Raw genomic sequence first — 24,900 nt, 5'->3', positions numbered from 1 at the left:
GTTAATTAGGATTTAGAATCTAATGTTCTTTGTAAAATTTCTGCAAATTCTTTATCGTTTGGAGGGAAAAGGAAAGTTTTATGATCGCCGGGCACTTCGTGTATGTTTACACCATCTAAAGCATAATCCTTCCAGCCTAGGTAGATAGGGTCGTCCAGAAAGTAAATTCTTTTCTTAACCCTGAATAAATCTACTTTTATGTCGAAAGGTTTCATTGCGTAATTTTGATAGGCCGTTTCGTAACTTTTAACAATTTCTTCCTTAAAATTAACTTCTTCTTTTTTCGTTTCTGATTTCGCTCCAAATAGGACTTTAAGTTTATAGGTAATTGATTTCTTCTGATATACGTAAACTTCTCGAGGATTGACCAAAAATGATTTGCCGAAGAAGCTTAATTTACGAAATTGTCTAAAAATCTTTTTTGCTATTTTTTGGAGTTTTGTTTGCTCAAAGTCTCTTCCTGCTGCATTTGTATCCAAAATGCCGAGCATTTTAACTTCTTTGCCCATCTCACGTAGTTTTTTTGCCATCTCATAGGCAATTAACCCTCCATACGAATAGCCTGCAATAGCATACGGTCCAATGGGATCATTGTTAATGATTTCAGCATTATAGCGTTCAGCGAGTTCTTCAATAGAATATCTAAATTCAGTTTTACCATCTAATCCCAGTGCTTGCATTCCATAAACAGGTTGTTCACTGTGCATATATTTACCTAATGAACTGAATACCAATACATTCAATCCGCCTCCGTGTATGAGGTAAATGGGTATTTTATTACCTGTTTTTTTAATTGCTACTAAAGAATCCCATTTAATTTCTTTCTCATCGATATCAATCATCCTCGCAAGTTTCTCAATAGTCGAATTTTCGAAAAGGGTTGCCAGCGGTAAGCGTCTTTGCGTTTCTTTTTCAATGGCTATCATTACCTTTACAGCCAACAAGGAATGCCCGCCAAGTTCAAAAAAATCACTTTTAGTGCTGATGCTTCCCAGATTGAGAATATCTTTCCAGATTTTTAATATCAACTTTTCTGATGGGGTTACAGCTTCAGAAAATACCGTGTTGTGATCTACTGATTCAAAATTGATGTAAGGGAGTTCCTTCCGATTTACTTTACCCGTTTTGGAAAGTGGAATTTTGTTTAAAATCACCAACTCGCTCGGCACCATGTATTCTGGCAAGGTTGAAATTAAATTGCTCTTCCAATTCTTAATGATTTCACTGGTATCAGATGTGCCAATAATATTGATGGAATCTTCATTAATTTGAAGCTTATCCTCAGCAATAGAAAGCTCGCTTGGAATTGGCGTCCCGATTTTTTTATTGGTGTTCGGAATAAATACGGCTTCGAAATTGCCATCTGTTCCATCGTTAGACCATCTTACATGGGTTTGGAAGCCCAGTTTCTCTCCTAATGCCCAAAAAATATCTGGCTCTAAGCCCTCGTTTTCTATATGATTTAATTTGTTTCTTAGAATACCAACTGTATCCGTTTCAGATAATGATTTCAACTGTTCTATTAATTCAAAATCACTTCTCAGTCTTAAGTTTGGAATGTTTTTTAATAAAATGGCTTTTAATGGTAGCGTGCTTAGCTTTTGCTCCAATTCAGAAAAATCATATAAACTATTCCAATCGATTGTTTTTTCAGGCTCAATTACTTCGATGTTGGAATTAACGTACAGCCAAACATCATAATGATATTTTGTTGTCTCATTCAGGTGACGGCCTTTTCTAAGTTGAATTTCTACATGATTGATTTTTGGCAATTCTTTTTGAAGTTGATAGAAAAAATCAGGATCTACCATCAGCTCATCTTCAATTTCGATTCTCCTGTTAATCCTTTCTTCAAAATCGGCAATGCTTAAGTGATCTGAGCTATGCAAGAATTGATCGGCCGCATGGTGCATCCTTAATGAATGTTTACCTTGAACGTCGCCAATAAAAATACAGCCAGATTCGATCGTGTTTGCGGCCTTTGCAATAACATCAAACAAATAATCGCTACTCGAAAAATATTGAACTACACTATTAATCAGCACAAGATCAGGAGAAACCTTGTTAACCTGACTAAAATCATTTGCTTCAGCTACCAATGCAGAAACGTTTTTCCACTTATTCGGGTTTGCTTCTATTTTTTTGTTGATGTAGTCTATCGCAACAGGTGAATAATCGGTTGCGATGTAAAGCTCTGTTTGTGGTGAGAGTTCTGAAATCAGTTGTCCATCTCCACAGCCAATTTCTACAATTCGTTTGGCTCCAATTTCTTTGATTCGATTGATGGATTCGGAAAGCCATTCTTCAGTATGCGTATCATATTCATCAGAATTGCTGATTTGCTTTAAAATAGATTTTGTGATGCTGCCCTCTGGTGCAATTTCATCTTTGGGGATAGCGCTGATACCTGCATCATACAAAATATTCCATCTTTCTAGCCAGGAAACGGTTTCTTTCTTTGAAGCTTTCGCGGCATCGACGGTTAAATAGGCGATAAGTTTTTTATCTCCATTTTTATCTTCTTGAACGTTAACAACAGCTTGTCTAACTCCCTCTTGTTCAGTTAAACGGGCTTCAATTTCTCCCAGTTCTATTCTGTAACCTCGAATTTTAACCTGATGATCAATCCTGCCTAAGCAAATAAATTCTCCTGATGGCATTAGTTTTCCCAAATCGCCCGTGCCGTACATTTTTGCATTTGCTTGAGTGGAAAAGGGATCGCTTATGAATTTTTCTGTCGTTAGTTCATCTCTATTTAAATAACCTTGCGCAACGCCCAATCCACCAATGTATATTTCGCCTGCTTCGTTGGTTCCAACAATGTTTTTATGCTGATCTAGAATATAAACTTGGGTATTGTTTATTGGTGTGCCAATAGTGATGATTTCGTCTTCTGCGGTAATTTGCTTAAGTGTTGACCAAACTGTGGTTTCTGTTGGGCCATACATGTTCCATAACTGGGCACAGTTTTTAAGTAATTTTATTGAAAGCTGTTTTGTTAAAGCTTCGCCACCGCATAAAACTTTAATAGGCATGGCTTTTTCCCAACCAGAATCTAATATCATTTGCCAGGTAGATGGCGTGGCCTGCATTAGGGTAATGCCTTCCTGTTGCATAATATCGAGCAAAATCCGCCCATCCTTAACGGCTTCATTATCGGCAATAACGACTTCTGCTCCAGAAATTAAGGGCAATAGCAATTCTAATCCAGAGATATCGAAACAAATGGTGGTTATGGCCAAAACTTTATCACTTTCTGATATACCCGGCTTGTTTTTCATGCTGAGTAGAAAGTTTAACATATTTAGCCGAGTAATTTTAGTTCCCTTTGGTTTACCTGTTGTACCAGATGTGTATAGTATGTAGGCTAAGGATTGTTCATCAAACTTATCGTTGCTAAGGCTGGTTGAATATTGACCTAAATTGTCGAAAATATTTTCAATCGCAAGTTCCTTTGTATGGGCTTTAAGCTTGCCATGATGTTTTCTTGAAACCAAAAGCATTTTCGCTGCCGAATCTTGGAGCATAAAGTCTATTCGTTCAAGCGGATATTCAGGATCTAGAGGGAGGTATGCCGCACCAGACTTAATTATTGCCACTATAGAGATGAGCATTTCTACCGACCTATCGATTAAAACCCCTACAATGGCTCCAACGCCAATACCTTCTTGCTTTAAGAAATTTGCCAACTGATTGGATTTTTCGTTTAAAGATTTATACGAAAGATGGGTTTTGTTGTAAGAAATTGCGGTTTTATTTGGATAATCAACAGCAGCCTGATTAATCAATTGTACAAGATCATAATCTTTTAAGGAGAAATGATTCTGATTTCCATCATTGTGGCTCATGTTTGGTGTTTTATCAGCGTAGGCTTTACTTACACCATTAGGTAAAAATTTAGATTTTAAATCGCTGATTATAACGTTTGGATTAGATACGATTTCCTCTAATATATCCAAATATACATTGTTAAAAGCATTTATGGTTTCTTCTTTAAATAAATCGGTATTGTACGACCACTCTAATACAAAATGTTCTTTTGAGCCCGTTATGTTTAAATAGACCTCAAAATTTTCATAAGCTCTTGGGTTACTGATTAACTTATAATCTAGTCCTTCGAAATAAACAGCCTGATCCATGCCCATATCGATATTGAAAATGACGGGCACAAGTGTAATTCTGGATGGGTCTCTTGGGATGTATAACTTTTTAATCAATTCACCAAAAGTTAAACGCTGAAAATCGTAAGCATCTAGCACTTCGCTTTTTCGTTGTTTAAGATAATCGATAAACGATTTTTGTGGATCAATTTTACTTTTGATTGGCAATAAGTTTACGCAATGGCCTACTAAATCACAAAGTTCCGAAGACTGTTGTCCGGAGGCTGGTAGGCCAATTACAATGTCTTTACTATTTGTTTTAAAATAAATGAATAACTCAAATGCTGTAAGTAGGGTGGTAACCAAACTACTGCCTACCTTAGCGCCAGTATTTTTTATCCTATTGGCAAACTCGCCCTCGATGGGATAGTCAATCCTATTTCCTTTATGTGTACGTGGCGATTTCCGTGCAAAATCGACTGGAAGATCGACTAGTGGGGTATGATCTTGATATAGGTTTAGCCAAAAATCCTCAGTTTCTTTAAACTCTTGGCTAAGTTGAAATTCTTGCTGCGCAATTGCATAATCACTTATTTGGGCAGGTTTTGCTAAGTTATTGTGCTTTCCTTCGCGGTATAAGTTGTATAATTTTGCTAAATCTTCTATAATAATGCCTATTGACCAGCCATCTCCGATTATATGATGGATGATTAAGGTGAAATAGTGTTTGGTATCGGTTAATTTTTGAATGAATACTTTAAACAATGGACCTTCATAAAGGTCTAAAGGAACTTCCATCTCCGTTCTGACGAATTTTTTAAGATATTCGTCTTGATTTTCAATTGATGAAATGTCCTCTAATTGCAGTTCTACAGGGTAATTTTTATAGATAATTAACGATTCGCCATTGGGGCTAATGGTTGATCTAAGTGCTTCATGGCGTAATACAAGATCATAAACAGATTTTTGGAATGCTTCAAAATCGAGATGTCCGTTTAACACTAACGAAATAGATTCGTTATAAGATAAATTAGCATCATTACCACCAATAACGCACGCAAGCCAGATTTCTCTTTGTGATTCGTTAACAGCGGTAATTTTCTCTATTTCTTTAGTTTCCCCAAATGGGTTAAAATCTACAGGTATAAAACTCTGCATGGTTATTCTTTATAATTTAATTTATTACTGCACTTGAAGGTATTTTCCTGGATTCACATCGTCTTTGATAAACCACGCCGGGTTACCTTCTTTATCTTTTCCTAATTTGGCGCCCTTTACTGGCGGATGATCTGCACTGATGACTACAGCAGTAGGGTCAAATAATTTATTCACCTGATTTTTTTCTGGAAAAAAGCCAGCTTCTGCCATTTCCTTTAAACCTTCTCTAAAACTTTCAATTACTTTCTCAATGTCGTGATAAGATGTGGCTTCTGTAATGAAACAAGGGAAACCATCGAGAATGTGGATGCCTTTTTCTCTTAACAAGACAAAAAGTAACTCGCTGTAGGGGATTTCTTCTTGATTTTTAATTTTCCATAAAGACCCGTAGTTGGCCACAAATATTGGCAATTGCCATTTTTCAAATTCTTTGTTAATTGCTTCAGCAATGTATTTGCCCTTTTCGTTTAGTTCTTGTTGTAAAGCTGGCCCTCTTTGTTTCATATAATTTAAAGAGGCTTTAGCTGATGCAAGCGCTAAAGGATGACGAACGAAGGTACCTGCGAAGTAGGTAACACCCACTTCAGGATAGGAGGCATCACCATAGTTCCAATTTCCACCATCTAATGCATCCATGAGATAGCTTTTCCCAGCAATAACGCCAATTGGTGTTCCGGCACCAACCACTTTTCCGTATGATGCAAGGTCGGCCTTGATGCCAAAAAGTGCCTGAGCACCTCCAGGATGAAATCTGAATCCTGTGATTACTTCATCAAATATTAAAACTGTTCCTGATTTTTCTGTTACTGCTCTTACCTCTTTCAAAAAATCGATGGGTGTAAATTCTGGTCTTCTGCTTTGAATGGGTTCAACCAAAACGGCGGCAATTTCATCGGCTCTTTCTTTGATGATGGCTAAGGATTCATCTGTTCCGTAATCCAGAACCAAAATATTTTGAACAGATTCTGGCATAATGCCCGCAGCTGCTGGGAATGATTTAAGTTTCTTCGTCCCTCTAACCAAAACTTCATCAACAATACCATGGTAAGAGCCTGTAAAAGCCACAATGAGCGATCTGCCGGTAACTGTTCTGGCAATTCTTACACAACCTAAAACGGCCTCAGAACCTGTACTACACAAGGCCGAACGGTCAAAACCTGTAAATTCGCAAATTAATTTACTTACTTCTGCTGCCAGTTCGTGTTGCGGGCCAACTTCATAACCTTTTTCAATCTGATCATGCATGGCGTTTTTGATTACATCGGGTTGGTAACCAAGCATGTTGGAGCCAAATCCATTCAGTACATCAATGTATTCATTGCCGTCCAAATCCCAAAGTTTACTGCCTTTTGATTTATTGATTACAATAGGATAAACCAATTCTTTTGTGGCAGGCTTAAACCCAGTTACAACCCTCGGATCGGCCATGTATGAACGGCTTTTGCTGGTGTAATCTTTGCTTTTGAAGGTTTTCTTATTGTATCGTTCAGTTAAATCCTTTAAAAATTGCGCTTGTTTCGGATTTAAGCTTGTAGATTGTTTTTCGATTTTTGGTGTTGCACCAAATGGTTTCTGTATCTCAGCTTTTTCTTCAACCGAGAGTTCTGAATCGTTATTTTTGGCTGGCTGTGTTGGCTTTGAAACAGATACGGCACCATTTACTTGTTGTTTTGGATAAGAAACTGGTAATTGCGTTTGCTGCATTAAAATCACCTGCTTTGATAAAATTTCCAGCTGTTGGGCTATCAGTCCTAAAGCACTGTCGCTGTTGGGTAACGAAGCTGAACCATCAAATTGCGGTGCAGAAAATTGTACTGGGCTGCCGTTGTTTTTTGTAAAGCCATTATGTGTTTCGCTTACAATATCTTGCGGTGTATTTTCGTCGAGGTATGCAACTAATGATTCAATGGTTGGGTATTCTTCATTTAACTTTCTAAATGTAATGGGTAAACCAAATTCTTTTTTCAAAGAAATTGCAACCTGTGTAAGCAGTAAAGAATCTAATCCGATTTCTAAAAAATTTGCATCTGATTCTACTCCATCCATTTCAATACCTGAGGCATTTTCGAGCACTTGCTTAACTTTAGCAGTTAGATTATCTTTTCTCATCTTCTGAGTATTTAATTTCGTTTCTTGCTGGTTTATATCGTTGTATTTGGCGATTTGATTTGCTCCCGCTATGTTTTTATTTTGAATTTCTACCCAGTATTTATTTCTATCGAACTGATAGGTTGGTAGGTTTAAAAATGCTCTCTTCTCATTTTCAAACGGACAATTTAGATTCGGTTCTGCACCATATATCCATAATTGGCCTAAGGCTTTTAAAAATGAGGCATAATCATCTTGATTGGCGCTTATGCTTGATACGACTTTAGCTGATTTTGATGAATTTGCAGCAATCTGTTTTGCTAAAGTAGCTGTAACATTTCCGGGCCCAACTTCTAAGAATAATGGATTATATTCATTTAGAATCTGTTCTATCGCCTTAGAAAACAAAACGGGTTTTCTCAAATGTGTTGTCCAGTACGCCGGATCTAATGCCTCTTGATCTGTTAAAAGGTTTCCGGTTACTGTAGATATGATTGGTGTTTTTGGTATAGATAGTTTAACTGTAAGTACAACTTCTTTAAAATGATCCAAAATTGGATCCATCATAGAAGAATGAAATGCATGGCTTGTAAACAATAGTTTGTTTATAATTTCGCTTTCATCCAATTGCTTACTTAGCGCGGCTATCTGTTCTTTCGGTCCTGCAACAACAACTAATTGTGGACTGTTAATGGCGGCTATACATACTTCATCTTTGAGGTAAGTGCTTACAGTTTCTGCAGATGCTCTTACCGAAAGCATATCGCCATTTGGCAAATTGCTGATTAAGGCTCCTCTTGTAGAAATAAGTTTTAAGCCATCTTCTAAGGAGAAAATTCCTGCCAAATGGGCTGATACATACTCGCCTATGCTATGACCGCAAAATAGGGTAGGTTCTATTCCAAAACTCATCCAGAGTTTCGCTAGGGCATATTCGGTTACAAATAATGCGGGTTGCGTCCACCTGGTATCTTTGAGTTTATCGCTCGCTTCTTCAGATACCTGATCAGGAAAAATGATTTCTTTGATGTCTTGATGGATGTATTGTAGAAGAATTTCTGCGCATTCATCTACAGCAGCTTTATAAACCGACTGGGTGTTATACAAAGCTAAACCCATGTTTAAATACTGAGCGCCTTGCCCTGGAAACATGAAAACCAGCTCGCCAGGTGTTTCGGTGAGTAGGTTGGCACTGGTAGAGGGGGCCTTCGCTAAAGTTTCCAGTAATTCTTCTTTAGATGATGCTACGGCAAATCTCCTATATCTGAAATCGACTCTCGATTTATTTAGGGTGTACGAAATATCGGCAAGGTTGACGCTTGGATTTTGTTTTATAAATTTAGCTAATGCCTCAGCATAGTTTTCTCGGCTGAGCTCGGAATTTGCAGACCATGTGATCAGCGTTTGTTTATGCTCGGGCGCAGCTTGTTGTAATTCGTTTTGATATTCTTCTAAAATGACATGAACATTTGTACCGCCTACGCCGAAAGAACTTACTCCTGCAATTCTCTTCGCATCTGTTTCCCATTCTGTTAATGAACTGTTTACAAAGAACGGACTGTTTGCAAAATCTATATTTCTATTTGGAGTGGTGAAGCCCAAAGATGCTGGCAATTTTTTATGATAGAGCGCAAGGCAAGTTTTTATTAAACCTGCAACTCCTGCGGCTTGGGTTAAGTGGCCGAAATTGCTTTTAACCGAACCGATTGCGCAATACTGGTTTTTATCCTGTTCTCCAAATGCATCTACCAACCCTTCAAATTCAATCGGATCGCCGATTGGGGTTCCGGTTCCATGTGTTTCTACATAGCTAATTGCGGAAGGATCAACTCCGGCATCTTCAATGGCACAGGCTATAGCGTCTGCTTGTCCTTCCGAACTTGGGGCGGTAAAACTGCCTTTTCCCAAGCCATCATTATTTATGCCTACGCCTTTTATTACCGCAAAGATGGTGTCTCCATCTTGTTTAGCATCCTCTAATCTCTTTAAAAGTACCACACCTGCACCATCACTAAAAACAGTTCCTGTTGCAGTATCATCGAAAGGTTTGCAATGGCCATCTTCACTTAACATACTGCCTTCTTGGTAGATGTGTCCGCTATTAATTGGCGAAGTAATGCTAGCTCCCCCTGCCAAAGCAACAGTGCATTGTCCTGCTCTTAAACTGTTAACGGCCTGTGTAATGGCCAATAAGGATGTTGAACAAGCGGAATTTACACTGACCGCAGGCCCTTTTAAATTTAAATGATAGGCCGTTCTGGATGCGGCATAATCTTTCTCGTTTACCGATAAAACTTGCATCTTACCTTGGTTTTCTACCTGATCGGGATGCGAGAGCACATTGTTTTCGTAGTAGGTATTGGTTCCAAAGCCTGCAAAAACACCAACTTTCTGGTCGTATTTTGTGGGTAAATGGCCAGTTTTTTCTAACGTTTCCCAAGCGATTTCTAAGAAAACTCTTTGCTGTGGATCCATTAACGCTGCAAGTTTAGCGTTGATGCCGAAAAATGCAGGATCGAACTGAGTAGCATCGGTTATAATTCCTCTGGCTTTTACATAAGATGGGTCGTTTCTATCGTCTTCTGGAATACTTTCATCTAATTCTGACGCCGTAAAGAAGGTTGTCGTTTCTTTTCCTTGTACAATAAAGTCCCAAAAATCTTCAATGGTATCCGCTCCTGGGAAACGGCCAGACATGCCAATTACCGCAATATCTGAAGATGTTGATGTATTTGTGGCGCTTAGCGTTTTGGATTTGCTGCTCGCTGCCGTTTTATCAATAAACTTAGCCAATTCAGAAATGGTTGGGTATTGATAAAGTTTGGTAACACCCAAATTGTAAGCAAATTGATGTTTAATTGCTGCAACGGTTCTTTGCGCCAATAGTGAATTGCCACCAAGATCGAAGAAATTATCGTTAACACCGATTTTTTCTATTTCCAAAAATTCAGTCCATACGCTGTAAAGTTTCTGTTCGGTTTGAGTTTTTGATTTTTTATAGATTGTGTTAAGGTCTGGCCTGTTTATCTTGATTTTATTTAATACCTTTTTATCAACTTTGCCATTACTGGTAAGTGGAATTTCATCAATTTTGATATAAATCCGTGGCACCATGTAATCGGGCATTTTTTTCTGCAAAAATTTAATCAACAATTGCTGATCTATTTTAGCGTTCGTTTTAATGTAAGCCACAAGTTTTTTTTCGCCTAACGAACTTTCTTTGGCTAAAACCACACTTTGTTCAATTCCTGCAAAGTGGCTAATGTTGGTCTCAATTTCGCCAAGTTCGATACGATAGCCATTTATTTTAACTTGATCGTCTATCCTGCCCATGTATTCAAAACTTCCATCAGGCATCAACTTGGCTAAATCTCCTGTTCTGTATAGGCGGGCATTCAAATCATTGCTAAAATGATCTTTAATAAAACGATACTCGGTTAAATCTGGGCGGTTTAGATATCCTCTTGCCAATCCTTCGCCACCGATATAAAGCTCACCTTCTTCCTCGAGGTGGGTTTTTTGCTGTGCATCATTTAGCACATAGGCATAAAGTGTTGGAATTGGCGATCCGATAACACTTTTGCTGCTTTCACAATGTTCGTTTGTAATTTCGATATACGTTACATGTACGGTGGTTTCTGTAATGCCATACATATTGATGAGCTTGCATTGCTCGTAACGATTTTTCCAAACTTTTAACTTTGATGGATTTAAAGCTTCGCCTCCAAAAATTACATAGCTTAATGGTAAGGCTATCTCTTTTTGATTTAAGATATATTCCTGTAAAATATAGAAGGCCGATGGCGTTTGATTTAACACCGTAACATTTTCCTTTATAAGCAAATCGCCAAAAGCTTGGGCATTTTTAGCAGTTTCTTTTGGAACGATGATGAGTTTTCCTCCAAATAAAAGTGCGCCATACATTTCCCAGACCGAGAAATCGAAGCAGAAGGAGTGAAACATCGTCCATACATCGGTTTCTTTAAAGTCGAATAAGGGTTGATCGGTAAAGAACAAACGAACCACATTGTGGTGTTCGATCATAACGCCTTTTGGATTACCCGTAGAACCCGAAGTATAAATGATATAGGCTAAATTACTGGGTTTTAAATCAGTAGAAGGAACGGTTTTAGGTTGTGCAGAAATTGTTAACCAATCTGCTTCTAAATCAATAATTTGGCCGTCAAACGAAAAATCTTTTAACAAAAGGTGGCTAGACCGATCGGTTATTAGAAATTTGCTTTTTGTATCTTCCAGTATGTATTCAATTCTATCTTTAGGATATTCTGGATCTATCGGAACGTAAGCCCCGCCAGCCTTTAAAATGCCCATCAAACTAATCATCATTTCGATAGAACGATTAATGAAAACGGGTATTAGGTTATCTTCCTTAACACCTTTTAATCTTAGGTAATGTGCAAGCTGATTAGATTTTTCTTCTAATTCCAGGTAAGTTAAGGATAGGTTATTGTGTACTAAAGCAATATTCGTCGGCGTGGCTTTAGCTTGCGCAGAGAAAATATCATTTATTGTACTTCCGGTCATCATGTTATAAATAAATAGGGATATTATTTATGATTAAATTTATGCTATTGACTTAGTTTTTAACTGTTCATTGCTATAGAATGGTTAATTAACAAAATATTTCGTACTGATAAATTTTTATGATAAAGGTTAAATACCTTTTTGTGATATTGCTGAGTGAGATGAGTTTGTTTGGCATAAGAGCAAAAATATAACCTTCAGTTTATTGCCAATGCAAGGCTGAAGATTGGATGATTAATAGGGTTGATGCTATAATAAATATAATTCATGTTAATGGCTGATAAGTGTATTCAACTTAAAACCACGTCAATAAAATTTAAAATTTGTAAACCAACAACAATCCAAATATAATAAAACAAGACGTATTTATGATAACGATTGAGTGTCATAATTTGACTTTGTACATGAAAAACTACAATAAAATGGTTTATTGATTAAGTATTTTATTCTTAATTGGTGTAAAACAACTAATTAATTGATTTGTATTTTTTTGTAAAAATGCGATTACACAATTGGATTAGCAATACTGAAAATTTGGTATATCTGAAAGTTTTGAGGAGCATGAGAAAGGGGGCTTAAATCCATAAGTCCCCTTTAAACCAAACAAACTATTTATGAAGTGATAGTATAACCAATAGCTGAAAAAAATGTTTTAAAAAAAAAGAGATTAAAATAAATTAATCCCTTTCTGATGGCAATCAAAATCGTCCCGTTGATTTTGTTGTTAACATACAAACTTGTTTAAATTTTATGGTGCAATCAATACCAAGATATTGGTATTTTACATAAGCTGAATTTAGAAAAGATTAAGCTGGGCAGGCTGGTACAAATCTGGATTGAAGCTATAAACTTCATCATGGCTGGTTTCGGCTTTTACATAGTAAACTTCGCTTTCTTCATGCCTGGATGCTACCTTAACAAAGGTATCTCCCGCAACGGCTTTAAACAAGGTTTCTACCAATTGTGGGTTATTGTTGTCTTTTGATAAATGCGCCAGCAATAAGTGGCTCATTTTCTCGTGTTTGTGTTTCAAGAATAAATCCAGAGCTTCGGCATTGCTTAGGTGGCCTTTGCCGCTGGTAATTCTTCTTTTTAGAAAATAGGGGTAACTACCGTTTTGCAACATTTCGGTATCGTAATTTGCTTCTAAGAATGCCGCATTACAATCTTTAAAGTGATGGATCAAGCGATCGCAAACGGAACCAATATCTGTAAATACGCCCACTTTGACCTTGTTGCATTCTACAGTAAAGCTATAGGGATCTGCTGCATCGTGATGTTTTGAAAAAGCAACTACCTTAAGGTTGCCGATGTTGATGGATTGATGATGGCTAAGTGAAAACACATTTCCTTCATCAAGCATCAGTCTGCTGTTTTTTAGGGTGCTGGTACTGATATAAACAGGGAGTTTGTATTTTTTCGCAAAAACCGCAAGCCCCTTTATGTGGTCGCTATGTTCGTGAGAGATAAAAATGGCTTTTATTTTGGAAGGGGATAGACCTAGCCTTAACATTCTTTTTTCTACTTCTTTGCAGGTTAGGCCAACATCAACCAAAATGGCTTCATTGGCGTTACCAACATAGTAACAGTTGCCATTGCTGCCCGAATTAATTGATGTAAAGTGTAATGCCATTTTCAGTGTGCAAGTTAAGGCTTATTTGCATGCAAACAAGAATTGGGGAGGAATAAAATGGATTTTAAAGCTGTTCAAATTAAATAGGAGTGCCATTGTATTCTGCTAATCGGGTTAATAGCGGCAAAAAGGCCTGGATTAAATTAATTTCTTCGGGGGAAAAGATTTTCTCCATGGTTTGGCTAAGCCATTCTTCCTTAATTCTTCTGGTGGCAACAATGTGTTTCTCGCCCAATGGGGTTAATCCGATAAATACTTTTCGCTTGTCTTCTGCACTGGGGAATCTTTCTACACACTTGGCTTCAAACAATCTGTTTATGATTTGGGAGATGGCTTGCTTAGAAACGCGCTCCATATCCGCTAGTTCTGTGGAAAGTACTTTGCCATGCTGTTCTAATAAAGACATGGTCAGTAATTCTGCATTGCTAAATTCCGAGCTCACGTTCTGTTTGCGTAGCTGCCGGGTAAGGCGGGTAACTGTGCTTCTCAATTGTGCTGCAATTTCTTGTGTGGGACTTGGCATGTTAATGGTAAATGTACTTTACAAATATAGTGGATATTTATTTGATATTAAAATGGTAGGTATAGAAGAAACACCGTTTTATGATCTAAATATGATATATTTTTAGATTATAGATTTCTGGAATCAATAGGTTTTATTTAAATTTGTAAAGTTACTTTACTAATTATTCATGAGCATTTTTCGATCCTTAAGGCATTACAACTATAGATTATTTTTTACAGGCCAATCCATCTCCTTAGTGGGAACGTGGATGCAACGCGTCGCAATCAGTTGGCTGATTTATCGCTTAACGGGCTCTGCATTTTTATTGGGTTTGGTTACTTTTTTAAGTTTAATTCCATCATTGGTTTTGGCGCCCTATGCCGGCAGCTATGTCGATAGGCACAATAAATTCAAGATCCTTATCATAACGCAGGTAATTTTAATGCTTCAAGCAGGGGCGCTTGCATTAATGATTTGGTTTAAGCATTACGATATTTTTTGGATCGCCGCACTTTCATTGGTGCAGGGTTTGGTTAATGCTTTTGATGTAACTGCAAGGCAATCTTTGATGGTGAACCTGGTGGAAGATAAGGAAGATTTACCGAATGCCATCGCTTTAAATTCTTCTGTATTTAACGCCGCAAGATTGGTTGGACCTGCTTTAGCAGGCGTGATTCTCAGTACATTGGGCGAAGATATCTGTTTTATCATCAACTTTGTCAGTTTTATTGCGGTATTGGGCTGTTTGCTGATGATGAAGTTGAAATTAGCGGAACATAAAAAATCGACAGAAAACATTTGGGTTGATTTGAAGAAGGGGTATGCGTATTTGAGAACTTCCCCTGATTTAGCTTCCATGATCTTGATGATGGCCGCGTCCAGTTTATTGGTAATTCCATTTACGACCCTGCTTCCTGTTTTTGCCAAGGATATTTTTAGTGGTACGGCAACCACGTTTGGATGGTTTGAGAGTGCGGCAGGTTTCGGTGCTTTTTTCGGTGCCATTTACATGGCTACGCTGAAAGCTGGTCAACACCTTCAAAAAATCATCATCATATCTGCGCTTTTGCTTGCTGTTTCTGTAATTGCACTGGCCATATCACCCTCATTAATATTGGCTTTAATTTGTACGGGTTTGGCAGCACTTGGTTTGATGGCGCAAACCTCATCTATCAATACATATTTGCAAACTCATGCTGATGATTTGATGCGCGGTAGAACGTTAAGCTATTACATTATGGCTTATCAAGGTGTTTTACCAATAGGAAGTTTGCTAATGGGCTATTTTGCGCATCAATTTGGAACCCAACTTGTTGTAGCCTTCGAAGGTGTTGCTGGCTTACTGATTGTCGCCGCTTACGTTTATTACGAAAAACACAAAAGTGAGTTTAGGCAAAACGCTGTATCGGTAAGTTAGTGCACTACCAATTGGCAATCGACCATGATTTTTTGATAATCCTGAAGTTCAATTTCTCTATTAATGAGTTGAAGCAAAAGTTTTATCGCATTTTCGCCTACTGATTCTGGGTTTTCCTCTATGGAGGCTATCGGTGGGGAGTCTAAATAACTGATAAAGGGCGTGTTTCCAAAACCGATACATTCTATTTCATCAAATTTCGGGTGATGGATGGATTTGAGGTATTTAATGGCATCGAACAGAATGGGTTCTTTAAATGCAACCAAAGCGGTGGGCATGTTTTCGCTGTCTTTGAAAAGATTTTGAATGGCCGATACCGTATTTTCCTTATCAAAATCGGTGTATGCAACCAATTCGGCTTGAAATGGTACTTGATTGTCTTTTAAGGCATTAATGTATCCATTAAAACGATCGTGGGTAAAATTAATCATTTTGGGTCCGCCAAGATAGGCTATTTTTTGATGGCCTCGGTTGATTAAAAATTTGGTCGCTTGATAGCATCCCTGAAAAGTATTCCCTAAAACTTTATGGCAACTGAGGTTAAAGCTTGGGTTACGTGTATAGTAAACCACCGGAATGCCCATGTTTTCAAACTGATCTAAATGACTAAAATCTTGAGTGTTTTTTGATATGGCAACAATTAGCCCATCCACACGGCTTTTTAATAACATATCGGCCAGTTGGATTTCTTTTTCAAGTTCATCGTGAGATTGGCTGATGATGACATTGTATCCGTTTTTCATGGCGAACTGCTCTACACCATAAATGCTTCGGGTAAAAAAGTAATCCAATAAATTGGGTAAAATGATTCCGATAATCCTCGATTTTCTTTCTTTTAAATTAATGGCAGATTTGTTTGGCGTAAAGTGTAAATCGCGCGCCATTTCCTGTACACGTTTCTTCGTGTATTCATTAATTGTGGGGTAATTGTTAAGGGCTTTAGATACTGTTGATACGGACATCTTGAGCTTTTCGGCCAAGAACTTAAGGGTAATAGGGGTGTTTTGCATCTGCTTTTCCAATCTCTATGCATAGATAAGAAAAATTTCTCAATTATTTCAAACGTTTGAAATGCTATACAAGTTCATTTTGTGCCTTTTAAAGCATTTTATTAATGATTTTTATCTTGACAACTTTCTACATTCGTATAACCTAAATCACCCTAACCAAATCAATATGAAGGAATCTCTACTAAAAGCCCCAGATGCTTTAAAATTACTGGAAACACAACATTTTCTTTGTCGTAACACCCAGCTTTTTTTATGGGTTAATGATTACGCTTAAAAGACAAAATCGTACAATCTTTTTTAATTATCTGATTTCAACATTCAGTGCAATTTAATCTTCTGCAAAATTTCTTTTGCAGAAAATTCAGCCTTGCGAGTGGATTTAATCAGTGTTGACTACGCTTTACATTTCAACCAAATAGATTTAATTTTTTTATAATTATGGATAGACTTTACATTTTGAAAAGGATTTTGCCATTTTTTAAATTTGAGGCCACTCAAAAAGCAAAAATTCTTTACTCATTAACTTTCCTGATGCTTTTTTCTCTTGCCGCAGTTGCCCAAACAACGATTACAGGTACCGTGAAAGATGCAAAAGGGGTAACCTTACCGGGCGTAAGTGTTAGGGTTAAGGGAACACAAACGGGTGCAGTAACCGATGACAATGGAAAGTTTTCCATCAGGGCTGCATCTACCACTGGCATATTAGTTTTTGTGTATGTGGGTTACATCAACAAAGAGATTCCCATCAATGGCAAAAACACCATCAACGTAAGTTTAGATGAAGATTCGCAAGGCTTAGATGAGGTGGTGGTTGTGGGTTATGGTGCACAGAAGAAATCAACTTTAACCGGTGCCGTTGCGCAAATTGGTGCAGAAGAGATTATGAAATCGCCTACGCCGAACCCAACCAATAGCTTAATCGGTCGGTTGCCTGGTTTACTTGCAGTACAAACCAGTGGACAGCCAGGTGCCGATGGAGCATCATTAAAAGTAAGGGGAGTTGCAACCTATGGGGTAAACAATGCGGCTATCGTGGTGGTAGATGGAATTGAGCGTCCGAGTTTTTCGGATGTAGATCCAAGTGAAATTGAAACGGTTACGGTGTTGAAAGATGCTGCCTCTACCGCCATTTACGGGATTAGAGGTGCAAATGGTATTATTGTAATTACCACCAAACAAGGTAAAATTGGCAAACCAAAAGTTACCTATACCGGGAACTATGCGCTGCAAACCTACACGGGCTTAGCCGTGGGCCTAGGTGCTTATGATAGCGCAGTGCTCTTAAATCAATCCTATGTAAACGATGGTAAAGCACCTTTCTTTACAGATTTAGATATCCAGAAGTTTCAGGATGGTTCTGACCCACTGGGTCATCCAGATGTGAAGTGGTTTGATTATCTGACTAAAAAATTCTATTCGCAAACGCAACACAACATCAATATTAATGGTGGAACTAAAATTGCAAAATACTTTGTTTCTGCGGGTTATGCCTTTCAGGATGGTATTTTCAAAAAATTTGATTCTCCATACGGCATTAATACGGTACCCAACTACAACCGTTACAATTTCCGTTCAAACGTAGATTTAACTTTGAATAAGGATTTTACTGTTGGCATTAAATTGGGCGGTCGTTTTGCAGATCGATACCAACCTGCCGGATTATTGTCTTCTTCAGCTTTCTCTTATGATACGATTGAGGGGATGATTTCTAGGATTTTGCAAGTGCCTGCTTATGCCTATCCGGTTACTTTACCCGATGGCAGAATTACTGCCAATCCAAATATAGGTACCAACATTTGGAACCCTTACGCGGTGCTCACCCGTTTCGGTACACGTAATGATGACATCAATACAATTGAAAGTACATTCAATTTGGATTACAAATTGGGCTTCATTACCAAAGGATTATCATTCAAAACCAATTTTGGATACGATTCTTATTATAACAACGTAGCCAGAAGAAATGCCAACTGGGCAGCATATGTGTATAATGCAGCAACAGGGGCAGCAACTTTATCTACCGATACCAGAAACCGTGATGAACCTTTGGGCGAAGTGCAAGGTGGTGGGGTTACTTCAGGTAGCACCAACATGAACCTACAATCTGGTTTCTATTACGATCGTAGTTTTGGTGGTCATGCAGTATCGGCATTGGTTTTGGGCACACGTCAATTAATTCGTTCTACAGGTAGCACTGCCTTTACCGCTCCGCCAAGGGCTTCGCAAGGTGTTGCTGGTCGGGTAACGTATAATTACAACGAACGTTATTTTGCAGAGTTTAATGCCGCGTATAACGGATCGGAAAATTTTGCTCCGGGTTTACGTTATGGATTCTTCCCGGCCGTTTCGGCAGGGTGGACCTTAACCAACGAGCCTTTTTGGAAAAAGAACAATGCCTTAACCTATTTAAAAGTAAGAGGTAGTTATGGTTTGGTGGGAAATGACCGCGTGTCAGATTCTCGTTTCCTGTACTTAACCAGTTATGCGGCCAATTCATCGGCACCGTTTGGCAATCCGCTGTCCATTTCAAATTTTCCAACCATCTGGATTCCAGATCCTCAATTTGCCAACGTATCCAATGCATTGGGTAACGATGAGTTAACCTGGGAAACGGGTACTAAAAGAAATATTGGTTTAGAAGCCCGTTTTATAAAAGATGCCTTAAAACTGAACGTAGATTTCTTTGACGAAACCCGTAGAGATATTTTAACGCCAACATTAAGTGGTTCGGCACTTTTCGGTCATACCTATCCAAACCTAAATAAAGGCGTTGTGTATAACAAAGGTTATGAAGTAGAACTCGATTACCAAAAAATGGTTGGTGCAGTTACTTTAGGTATCAATGCGCAATTGAGTTATGCAAAAAACAAAATTGTTGAAAATGATGAACCGGATGGATTGCCGGCCGCCTCAATAAGAAAAGGAACAAGCGTTGGTCAGTTTTTTGGCTATGTAACCGATGGTTTCTATCAATCTGCTGCGGATATTGCTGCTTCTCCAAAACAACAAGGATATAGCCCAATATCTGGCGATTTAAAAATGAAAGATTTAGACGGTGATGGATTAATTACCACTTTAGATCAGCAGGCCATCGGTTATACCAATAACCCAGAATACATTTACAGTTTTAGCCCAAGAATTACGTATAAAGGCATATCGCTTTCGGTACTTTTTCAAGGAGTTGCCAACGTAAGCTCGAATGTAATTTTAACTGAACAGAACAACGGGCAACAGATGTATCCATTCATGCTAGAATCTTGGACACCTGCCAATGCCGCAACTGCAACTTGGCCAGCACTTCACGCTAGAGGTACCGCTTCCTTAAATTATGCTTTAAACGATTTTACCCTACAAAATTCTGCTTATCTGAAAATTAGAAACGTAGAACTGGCTTGGACTTTACCAAAAGAATGGTCTGCAGCATTAAAATTAAGTAATGTAAGGGTTTACCTAAACGGACAAAACTTGTACACCTGGACTAAATACAGAATGTACGTTGACCCAGAAAATGTGAATACAGTGAATACAGCTTTCCCGTTACAGGCGCTTTATCCAACGTCTAAGGTCTTCAATTTTGGTATGAACATTAATTTTTAAGATAATGAAAAAATATACGATACATATAACAATCCTTTTGTTAACACTCTTCTCGGTATCTTGTAAAAAGGATTACTTAGAAAGAACACCTGGAGTGGCTTTGGATGAAGATCAAATCTTTTCCGATCCGGCACAAGCCGCTCGATTTGCCGACAACGCTTACAACTATGTTATTACCAAATATGTAAGGTTTAACGATCACCGTGGCTGCACTGCTCAGGCATCTGACGAGGCCGTATCAGGAAACTCAGAAGGATCGGTAACTTCCTTAAATAGAGGATTATATCACGACCATTCTACAGGGCCATCTTTAAATGATATTTATGGTGTTTGGAGATTGATGTACGCAGGTATAGCCATTGAAAACAAAATGCTTGCCCGCTTAGCCGAAGTGCCAGCGGCGCCCCCTGCAACGGTTCCAATCTTCGATCCGGTTAGAGTAGAAGGCGAAATGCGGTTTTTAAGGGCTTTATCATACTTCGAACTGACCAAAAGATTTGGAGGCGTGCCACTTGTTACGCAAGCCTTTGATGTAAATGATGATGTGAATTTCCCACGCAATTCATTTGATGAGGTAACTAAATTTATTGTTAGTGAGTTGGATGTGGCCGTAACTAAATTGGGTAACGATGCAGATTATACCGCATCGATGTATGGCAGACCAACAAAAGGTGCTGCACAAGCCCTAAAAGCACGTGTACTCTTATACGCGGCTAGCCCTTTAAATAATCCAACCGGCGATAAAAGCAAATGGAAAGCTGCAGCTGATGCAGCACAGGTGTTGATGGATGGCAGATATTTGTTACAACCTACTTATGGCGATTTATTAAATCTGCCGAATTCTCCTGAGTACATTATGATTAGGATTAAGGGACCAACACCTCTTGCCGGAGAAATGATGCAAGATTTTTCAATGTCGCCAGGATCTGGCGGTGCGCAAGGACAAATGAATCCGACTCAAAATCATGTTGATATGTATGAGATGGCTAATGGAAAAGCAATTACCGACCCTACATCGGGCTATGATCCTCAAAAGCCTTATGCCAACCGTGAGCCTCGTTTCTATAACAACATCATTTATAATGATTTAGATTGGCAAGGCAGAAAAATCCAAATGTGGTCAACACCTGCTGGGGCTTTAGATTACAATACCACCATTACCTATACCGCAACCAGATACTATTGTAAAAAATACTGGCCAGAGGTTTATCGTACTGTTGGAGGCAGCACAACTTTACTCAATTACATCTATTTCCGTTATGGCGAGGTTTTGTTAAACTATGCCGAAGCTCAAAATGAAGCGGTAGGGCCTGATGCCTCTGTATATGCGCAATTGATTGCCATTCGTAAACGTGCAGGTATTGCAGCCGGAACAGATAATCTTTATGGCTTGAAAGCAAATATGACTGCCGACGAGATGCGTGTTGCAATTAGGCACGAACGTGCTATCGAATTGGCTTTTGAAGATCACCGATGGTACGACATCATGCGATGGAAAATCGGCGCATCAACCATCGCTGTACCAATGAGAGGTATGGATGTGGTAAGACAAACCAATGGAACTTTCGTTTATACGCCTTTTGTACTCAGCCCAACTTTCCAAAAAACGTGGACTGAAAAACAGAATTTATACCCAATCCCTAGGGCAGAGATTTATAAAAGCAAAGGGATATTAACCCAAAATCCGGGTTGGGAATAGTCAGTTAATCAATATAACGCTAAAAAGATTTATTTAAGATGAAATTATCAAAATCAAAATATATTGTTTGCCTGCTCTTTTTCTTAGCAGGTATGCTTAAAGTTTATGGGCAAAACCCCGACGAACTGTTAACCATTAAAGGAAAAGTGGTCGATCAGGATAAACGCCCTATACCTGGTGTGGTGGTATCCATTCAGGAAGATAAAAAGAACAAAACCGTTAACACTGATGCGGATGGTGCATTTAGCATCGAAGCCACCACAACTGATGTGCTTGTATTCAAATTTGTGGGTTATGGTACTGTTTTAAAGCCTGCATCGGAAATTAACAATGGCGCAGTGGCGATGAAGAAAAGCTTAATTGATGCTGGCGATGATGATGATGTTTATATCCCATTCGGAATTAGAAAGCGGAGAGAGGTTACCGCATCCATTAGTACAGTTAGTTCTGATAACCTTCCGCAAATTCCATCATCATCTTTAACCAATGTGTTTGCAGGGCGTTTACCGGGCTTAGCCATTTATCCAAGTGGTTCTCAGCAACCGGGTTACGATGTATCTAGTTTTTTAATCCGCGGACGCTCATCTTACAACAGCAATCAAGATCCTTTGGTTCTGGTTGATGGTATCGAACGTGATTTCAGATCGATGGATTTGGGTGAGATAGAAAGTGTTAGCGTGTTGAAAGATGCCGCAACCCTCGCTTGGTACGGTATGTATGCCGCCAACGGTGTAATCTATGTTAAAACCAAAAGAGGTAGCGCAACATCAACAAAAGTAACCTTCGATGCTCAGGCAGGCTTACAAGCACCCCTTCAAGTGGCAAGCCCATTAGATTCTTATACCTATGCAACCTTATATAATGAAGCTTCTGTAAACAGTGGCGGTGCTGCCGTGTATTCTCCTGTAGCACTTCAGGCCTATCAAGATGGTTCTGACCCGTTTAAATATCCAAATAATAATTTCGTAAGAGATTTTACCAAAAAAGTTGCCCCAACACAGCGATATGTAGCTACGGTTACAGGCGGTAATGCCTTCATTAAATATTATACCTTACTGAGCGCCTATCAACAAGGTGGTTTTTATAAAGGCGGTAAAAATGATACCTACAACGCCAATGCCGATTTTACGAGATATAATTTGAGAACAAATCTGGATTTGCATGTCAATAAAAATTTAGATGTTGCTTTGGATATTGGTGGGCGTATTACCAACCTTAATTTCCCAGCAGTGGGTACAGGCGGTTTTTTAAGTGCCGTTTATTCTACACCGCCAAATGCATTCCCGGTTTTAAATCGTGATGGTTCTTATGGTGGCAATTCCATCTTTACAAGCTCTAATCCACAGGCAATGCTTGAAGCCAATGGGGCCAGTACCGATTTGGTTCGGAACATGATTGCAACCATTAGTGCTAAGCAAAAAATGGATGGAATTTTAAAAGGCCTATCTGCTGAAGTATTTTATGCTTATGATATTTTTGGTTTGTATCGTTCTGGATTTACACAGAGTTATGCCACCTCCGAAATGCTATCATCAGGGAGCTACCAAACCTATGGAACGGCTGCCAAGGTAGATTACCTGCCAAACACCTTCTCAGGGAACATCAGAAAAAGTGAATTTTGGGCTGGTTTTGATTACAATAGAACTTTCGGTAAAAACGATATTAAATTTACGACTAGAGTATCCAGACAAAACTATGCATCTTTCGGAAGTTTAGATGTACGACGTGAAGGTTGGTCTAACCGCTTGTCTTACAATTATAACCAGCGTTATTTTCTAGATTTTACAGGCACATATTCAGGTTCAGAGAACTTTGCGCCGGGTAAACGCTATGGTTTCTTCCCGGCTATTTCAGGCGGATGGATTCTATCTGACGAAAGCTTTATGAAGGGCACTTCAAATTTTCTTGATTTCTTAAAAATCAGAGGTTCCTACGGACTGGTAGGGAACGATGCCCTAGGTAATGCCAGAAGGTTTGCCTTTAACGATTTTTATAGTAGAAGTACAACAGGTTATACCTTCGGAACTACTTTTGCTGGTGTTGGTGGTACTGCACAATTGGCAGCGGCAAATCCAGATTTAACCTGGGAAAGGGCTTATAAATCAAGCATCGGATTTGATGCCAGATTGTTTAAGCAAGCCCTATCCATCAGTGCAGATTATTTTTATGAAGATAGAAAAAACCTTGCCACAGCCTCTCAAATACCAAGTTTATTAGGGCAAACCGCCATTTATGTAAACGAGGGAGAAGCCGAGTATAAAGGCTTCGAAACGGGCATTAATTTCAATAAAAAGTTAGGTGAGTTGAATTTGAATGTTTTTGGAAACTTCACCTACAATGTGAGTAAAATTTTAGCCGTAAATGAGGCCGCAAATTTGCCAGCATACCAAAAATCTTTAGGCCATCCAATTAGCAGTGTAATTGCACCATCGGCTACGGCCTCTACAGCTGCGGGTTACATCACCAATATGTTAATTTCCGACGGTATTTTTCAAAGTCAAGCCGAAATTAATGCCTCACCACAACAAATTTTATCTAAAGATGTTAGGCCAGGAGACATCAAGTATGTCGATCAAAACGGTGATGGTATCATAAACGACCTCGATCGTGTAAGAACAGACTTTAACTTTGTACCTAAAGCATATTTCGGTTTTGGTGCTTCTGTTGGCTTCAAAAATTTCGATATGAATTTCTTGTTTCAAGGCACAAGCGGTCGTTCGATTTATATACAACAATTGGTTAATGCGGGTACCACAAACAACGGCTTCTTAAATCAATTTAGTGTAGATAGGTGGACACCAAGCAACACTGGTGCCGCTTTCCCAAGATTGCTTTTAGCCGATCGTGGAAACAACACAGCTGCTTCTGATTTCTGGATTCGCTCTGGAGATTACATCAGATTGAAAAATGTGGAGTTAGGCTATTCCTTACCAGCTCATTTCGTTAAAAGATTAAAACTAAGTCAGCTTAGGTTTTATGTGAGTGGTTTAAATCTTTTAACCTTCGATCAGCTTGATGGGCTTCCAATTGATCCAGAATTGCCAGAATCGGGTTACAATTCCAATATCAATGGTGTATCAAGTGCATCCTATCCATATATGAAAATATATTCTTTTGGTGTGAATTTGAAATTTTAATAGAAAAGACG

Annotated in this window: 9 protein-coding genes; 4 read left to right on the top strand and 5 right to left on the bottom strand. The window is 38.6% G+C overall.

All coding sequences use genetic code 11. From position 1 onward, the window contains the following. Positions 1-5: 5 nt before the first annotated feature. From DHW03_RS05090 to DHW03_RS05075, 4 genes are all read right to left on the bottom strand, one after another. Positions 6-5,258, bottom strand: a complete 5,253-nt coding sequence (locus DHW03_RS05090) for a non-ribosomal peptide synthetase (RefSeq protein WP_109924628.1) — start codon at positions 5,256-5,258, stop codon at positions 6-8. 24 nt (positions 5,259-5,282) lie between these two features. Next, positions 5,283-11,894 (bottom strand): polyketide synthase, encoded by a 6,612-nt coding sequence (locus tag DHW03_RS05085; RefSeq protein ID WP_109924627.1) that lies wholly within the window; start codon positions 11,892-11,894, stop codon positions 5,283-5,285. A gap of 793 nt (positions 11,895-12,687) precedes the next feature. Then, positions 12,688-13,524 carry an MBL fold metallo-hydrolase gene (locus tag DHW03_RS05080; RefSeq protein WP_109924626.1) on the bottom strand — a complete coding sequence of 279 codons (837 nt, stop codon included), beginning with the start codon at positions 13,522-13,524 and terminating at the stop codon, positions 12,688-12,690. 79 nt (positions 13,525-13,603) lie between these two features. Beyond that, positions 13,604-14,047 carry a MarR family winged helix-turn-helix transcriptional regulator gene (locus DHW03_RS05075; RefSeq protein WP_109924625.1) on the bottom strand — a complete coding sequence of 148 codons (444 nt, stop codon included), beginning with the start codon at positions 14,045-14,047 and terminating at the stop codon, positions 13,604-13,606. 169 nt (positions 14,048-14,216) lie between these two features. Between DHW03_RS05075 and DHW03_RS05070 the strand changes: the two genes are divergently transcribed. After that, a complete protein-coding gene (locus tag DHW03_RS05070) occupies positions 14,217-15,446 on the top strand; it encodes an MFS transporter (protein ID WP_109924624.1) in 1,230 nt (409 codons plus the stop codon). Here DHW03_RS05070 and DHW03_RS05065 read toward each other — a convergent pair. Beyond that, on the bottom strand, positions 15,443-16,456 hold the full coding sequence (locus DHW03_RS05065; RefSeq protein ID WP_109924623.1) for a LacI family DNA-binding transcriptional regulator: 1,014 nt from the start codon (positions 16,454-16,456) through the stop codon (positions 15,443-15,445). The genes DHW03_RS05070 and DHW03_RS05065 overlap by 4 nt on opposite strands. Positions 16,457-16,894: 438 nt before the next feature. Here DHW03_RS05065 and DHW03_RS05060 point away from each other — a divergent pair, with 438 nt between their 5' ends. Genes DHW03_RS05060 through DHW03_RS05050 form a run of 3 tightly spaced genes read left to right on the top strand, consistent with a single transcriptional unit; the run spans position 16,895 to position 24,889 of the window. Then, complete coding sequence (locus DHW03_RS05060) at positions 16,895-20,053, top strand: SusC/RagA family TonB-linked outer membrane protein (RefSeq protein WP_109924622.1); 3,159 nt, start codon at positions 16,895-16,897, stop codon at positions 20,051-20,053. Between the two features lie 4 nt (positions 20,054-20,057). Beyond that, complete coding sequence (locus DHW03_RS05055; RefSeq protein ID WP_109924621.1) at positions 20,058-21,752, top strand: RagB/SusD family nutrient uptake outer membrane protein; 1,695 nt, start codon at positions 20,058-20,060, stop codon at positions 21,750-21,752. A 38-nt stretch (positions 21,753-21,790) separates the two neighbouring features. Then, positions 21,791-24,889: a SusC/RagA family TonB-linked outer membrane protein gene (locus tag DHW03_RS05050; protein WP_109924620.1), complete on the top strand. Its 3,099-nt coding sequence runs from the start codon at positions 21,791-21,793 to the stop codon at positions 24,887-24,889. Positions 24,890-24,900 lie beyond the last annotated feature (11 nt).

It is taken from the genome of Pedobacter yonginensis, from assembly GCF_003173595.1.
In the GTDB taxonomy this organism is placed as follows: Bacteria; Bacteroidota; Bacteroidia; order Sphingobacteriales; family Sphingobacteriaceae; genus Pedobacter; species Pedobacter yonginense.
Note: the sequence above shows the minus strand (reverse complement) of the source record. Positions and strands in the feature narration are given on the sequence as shown.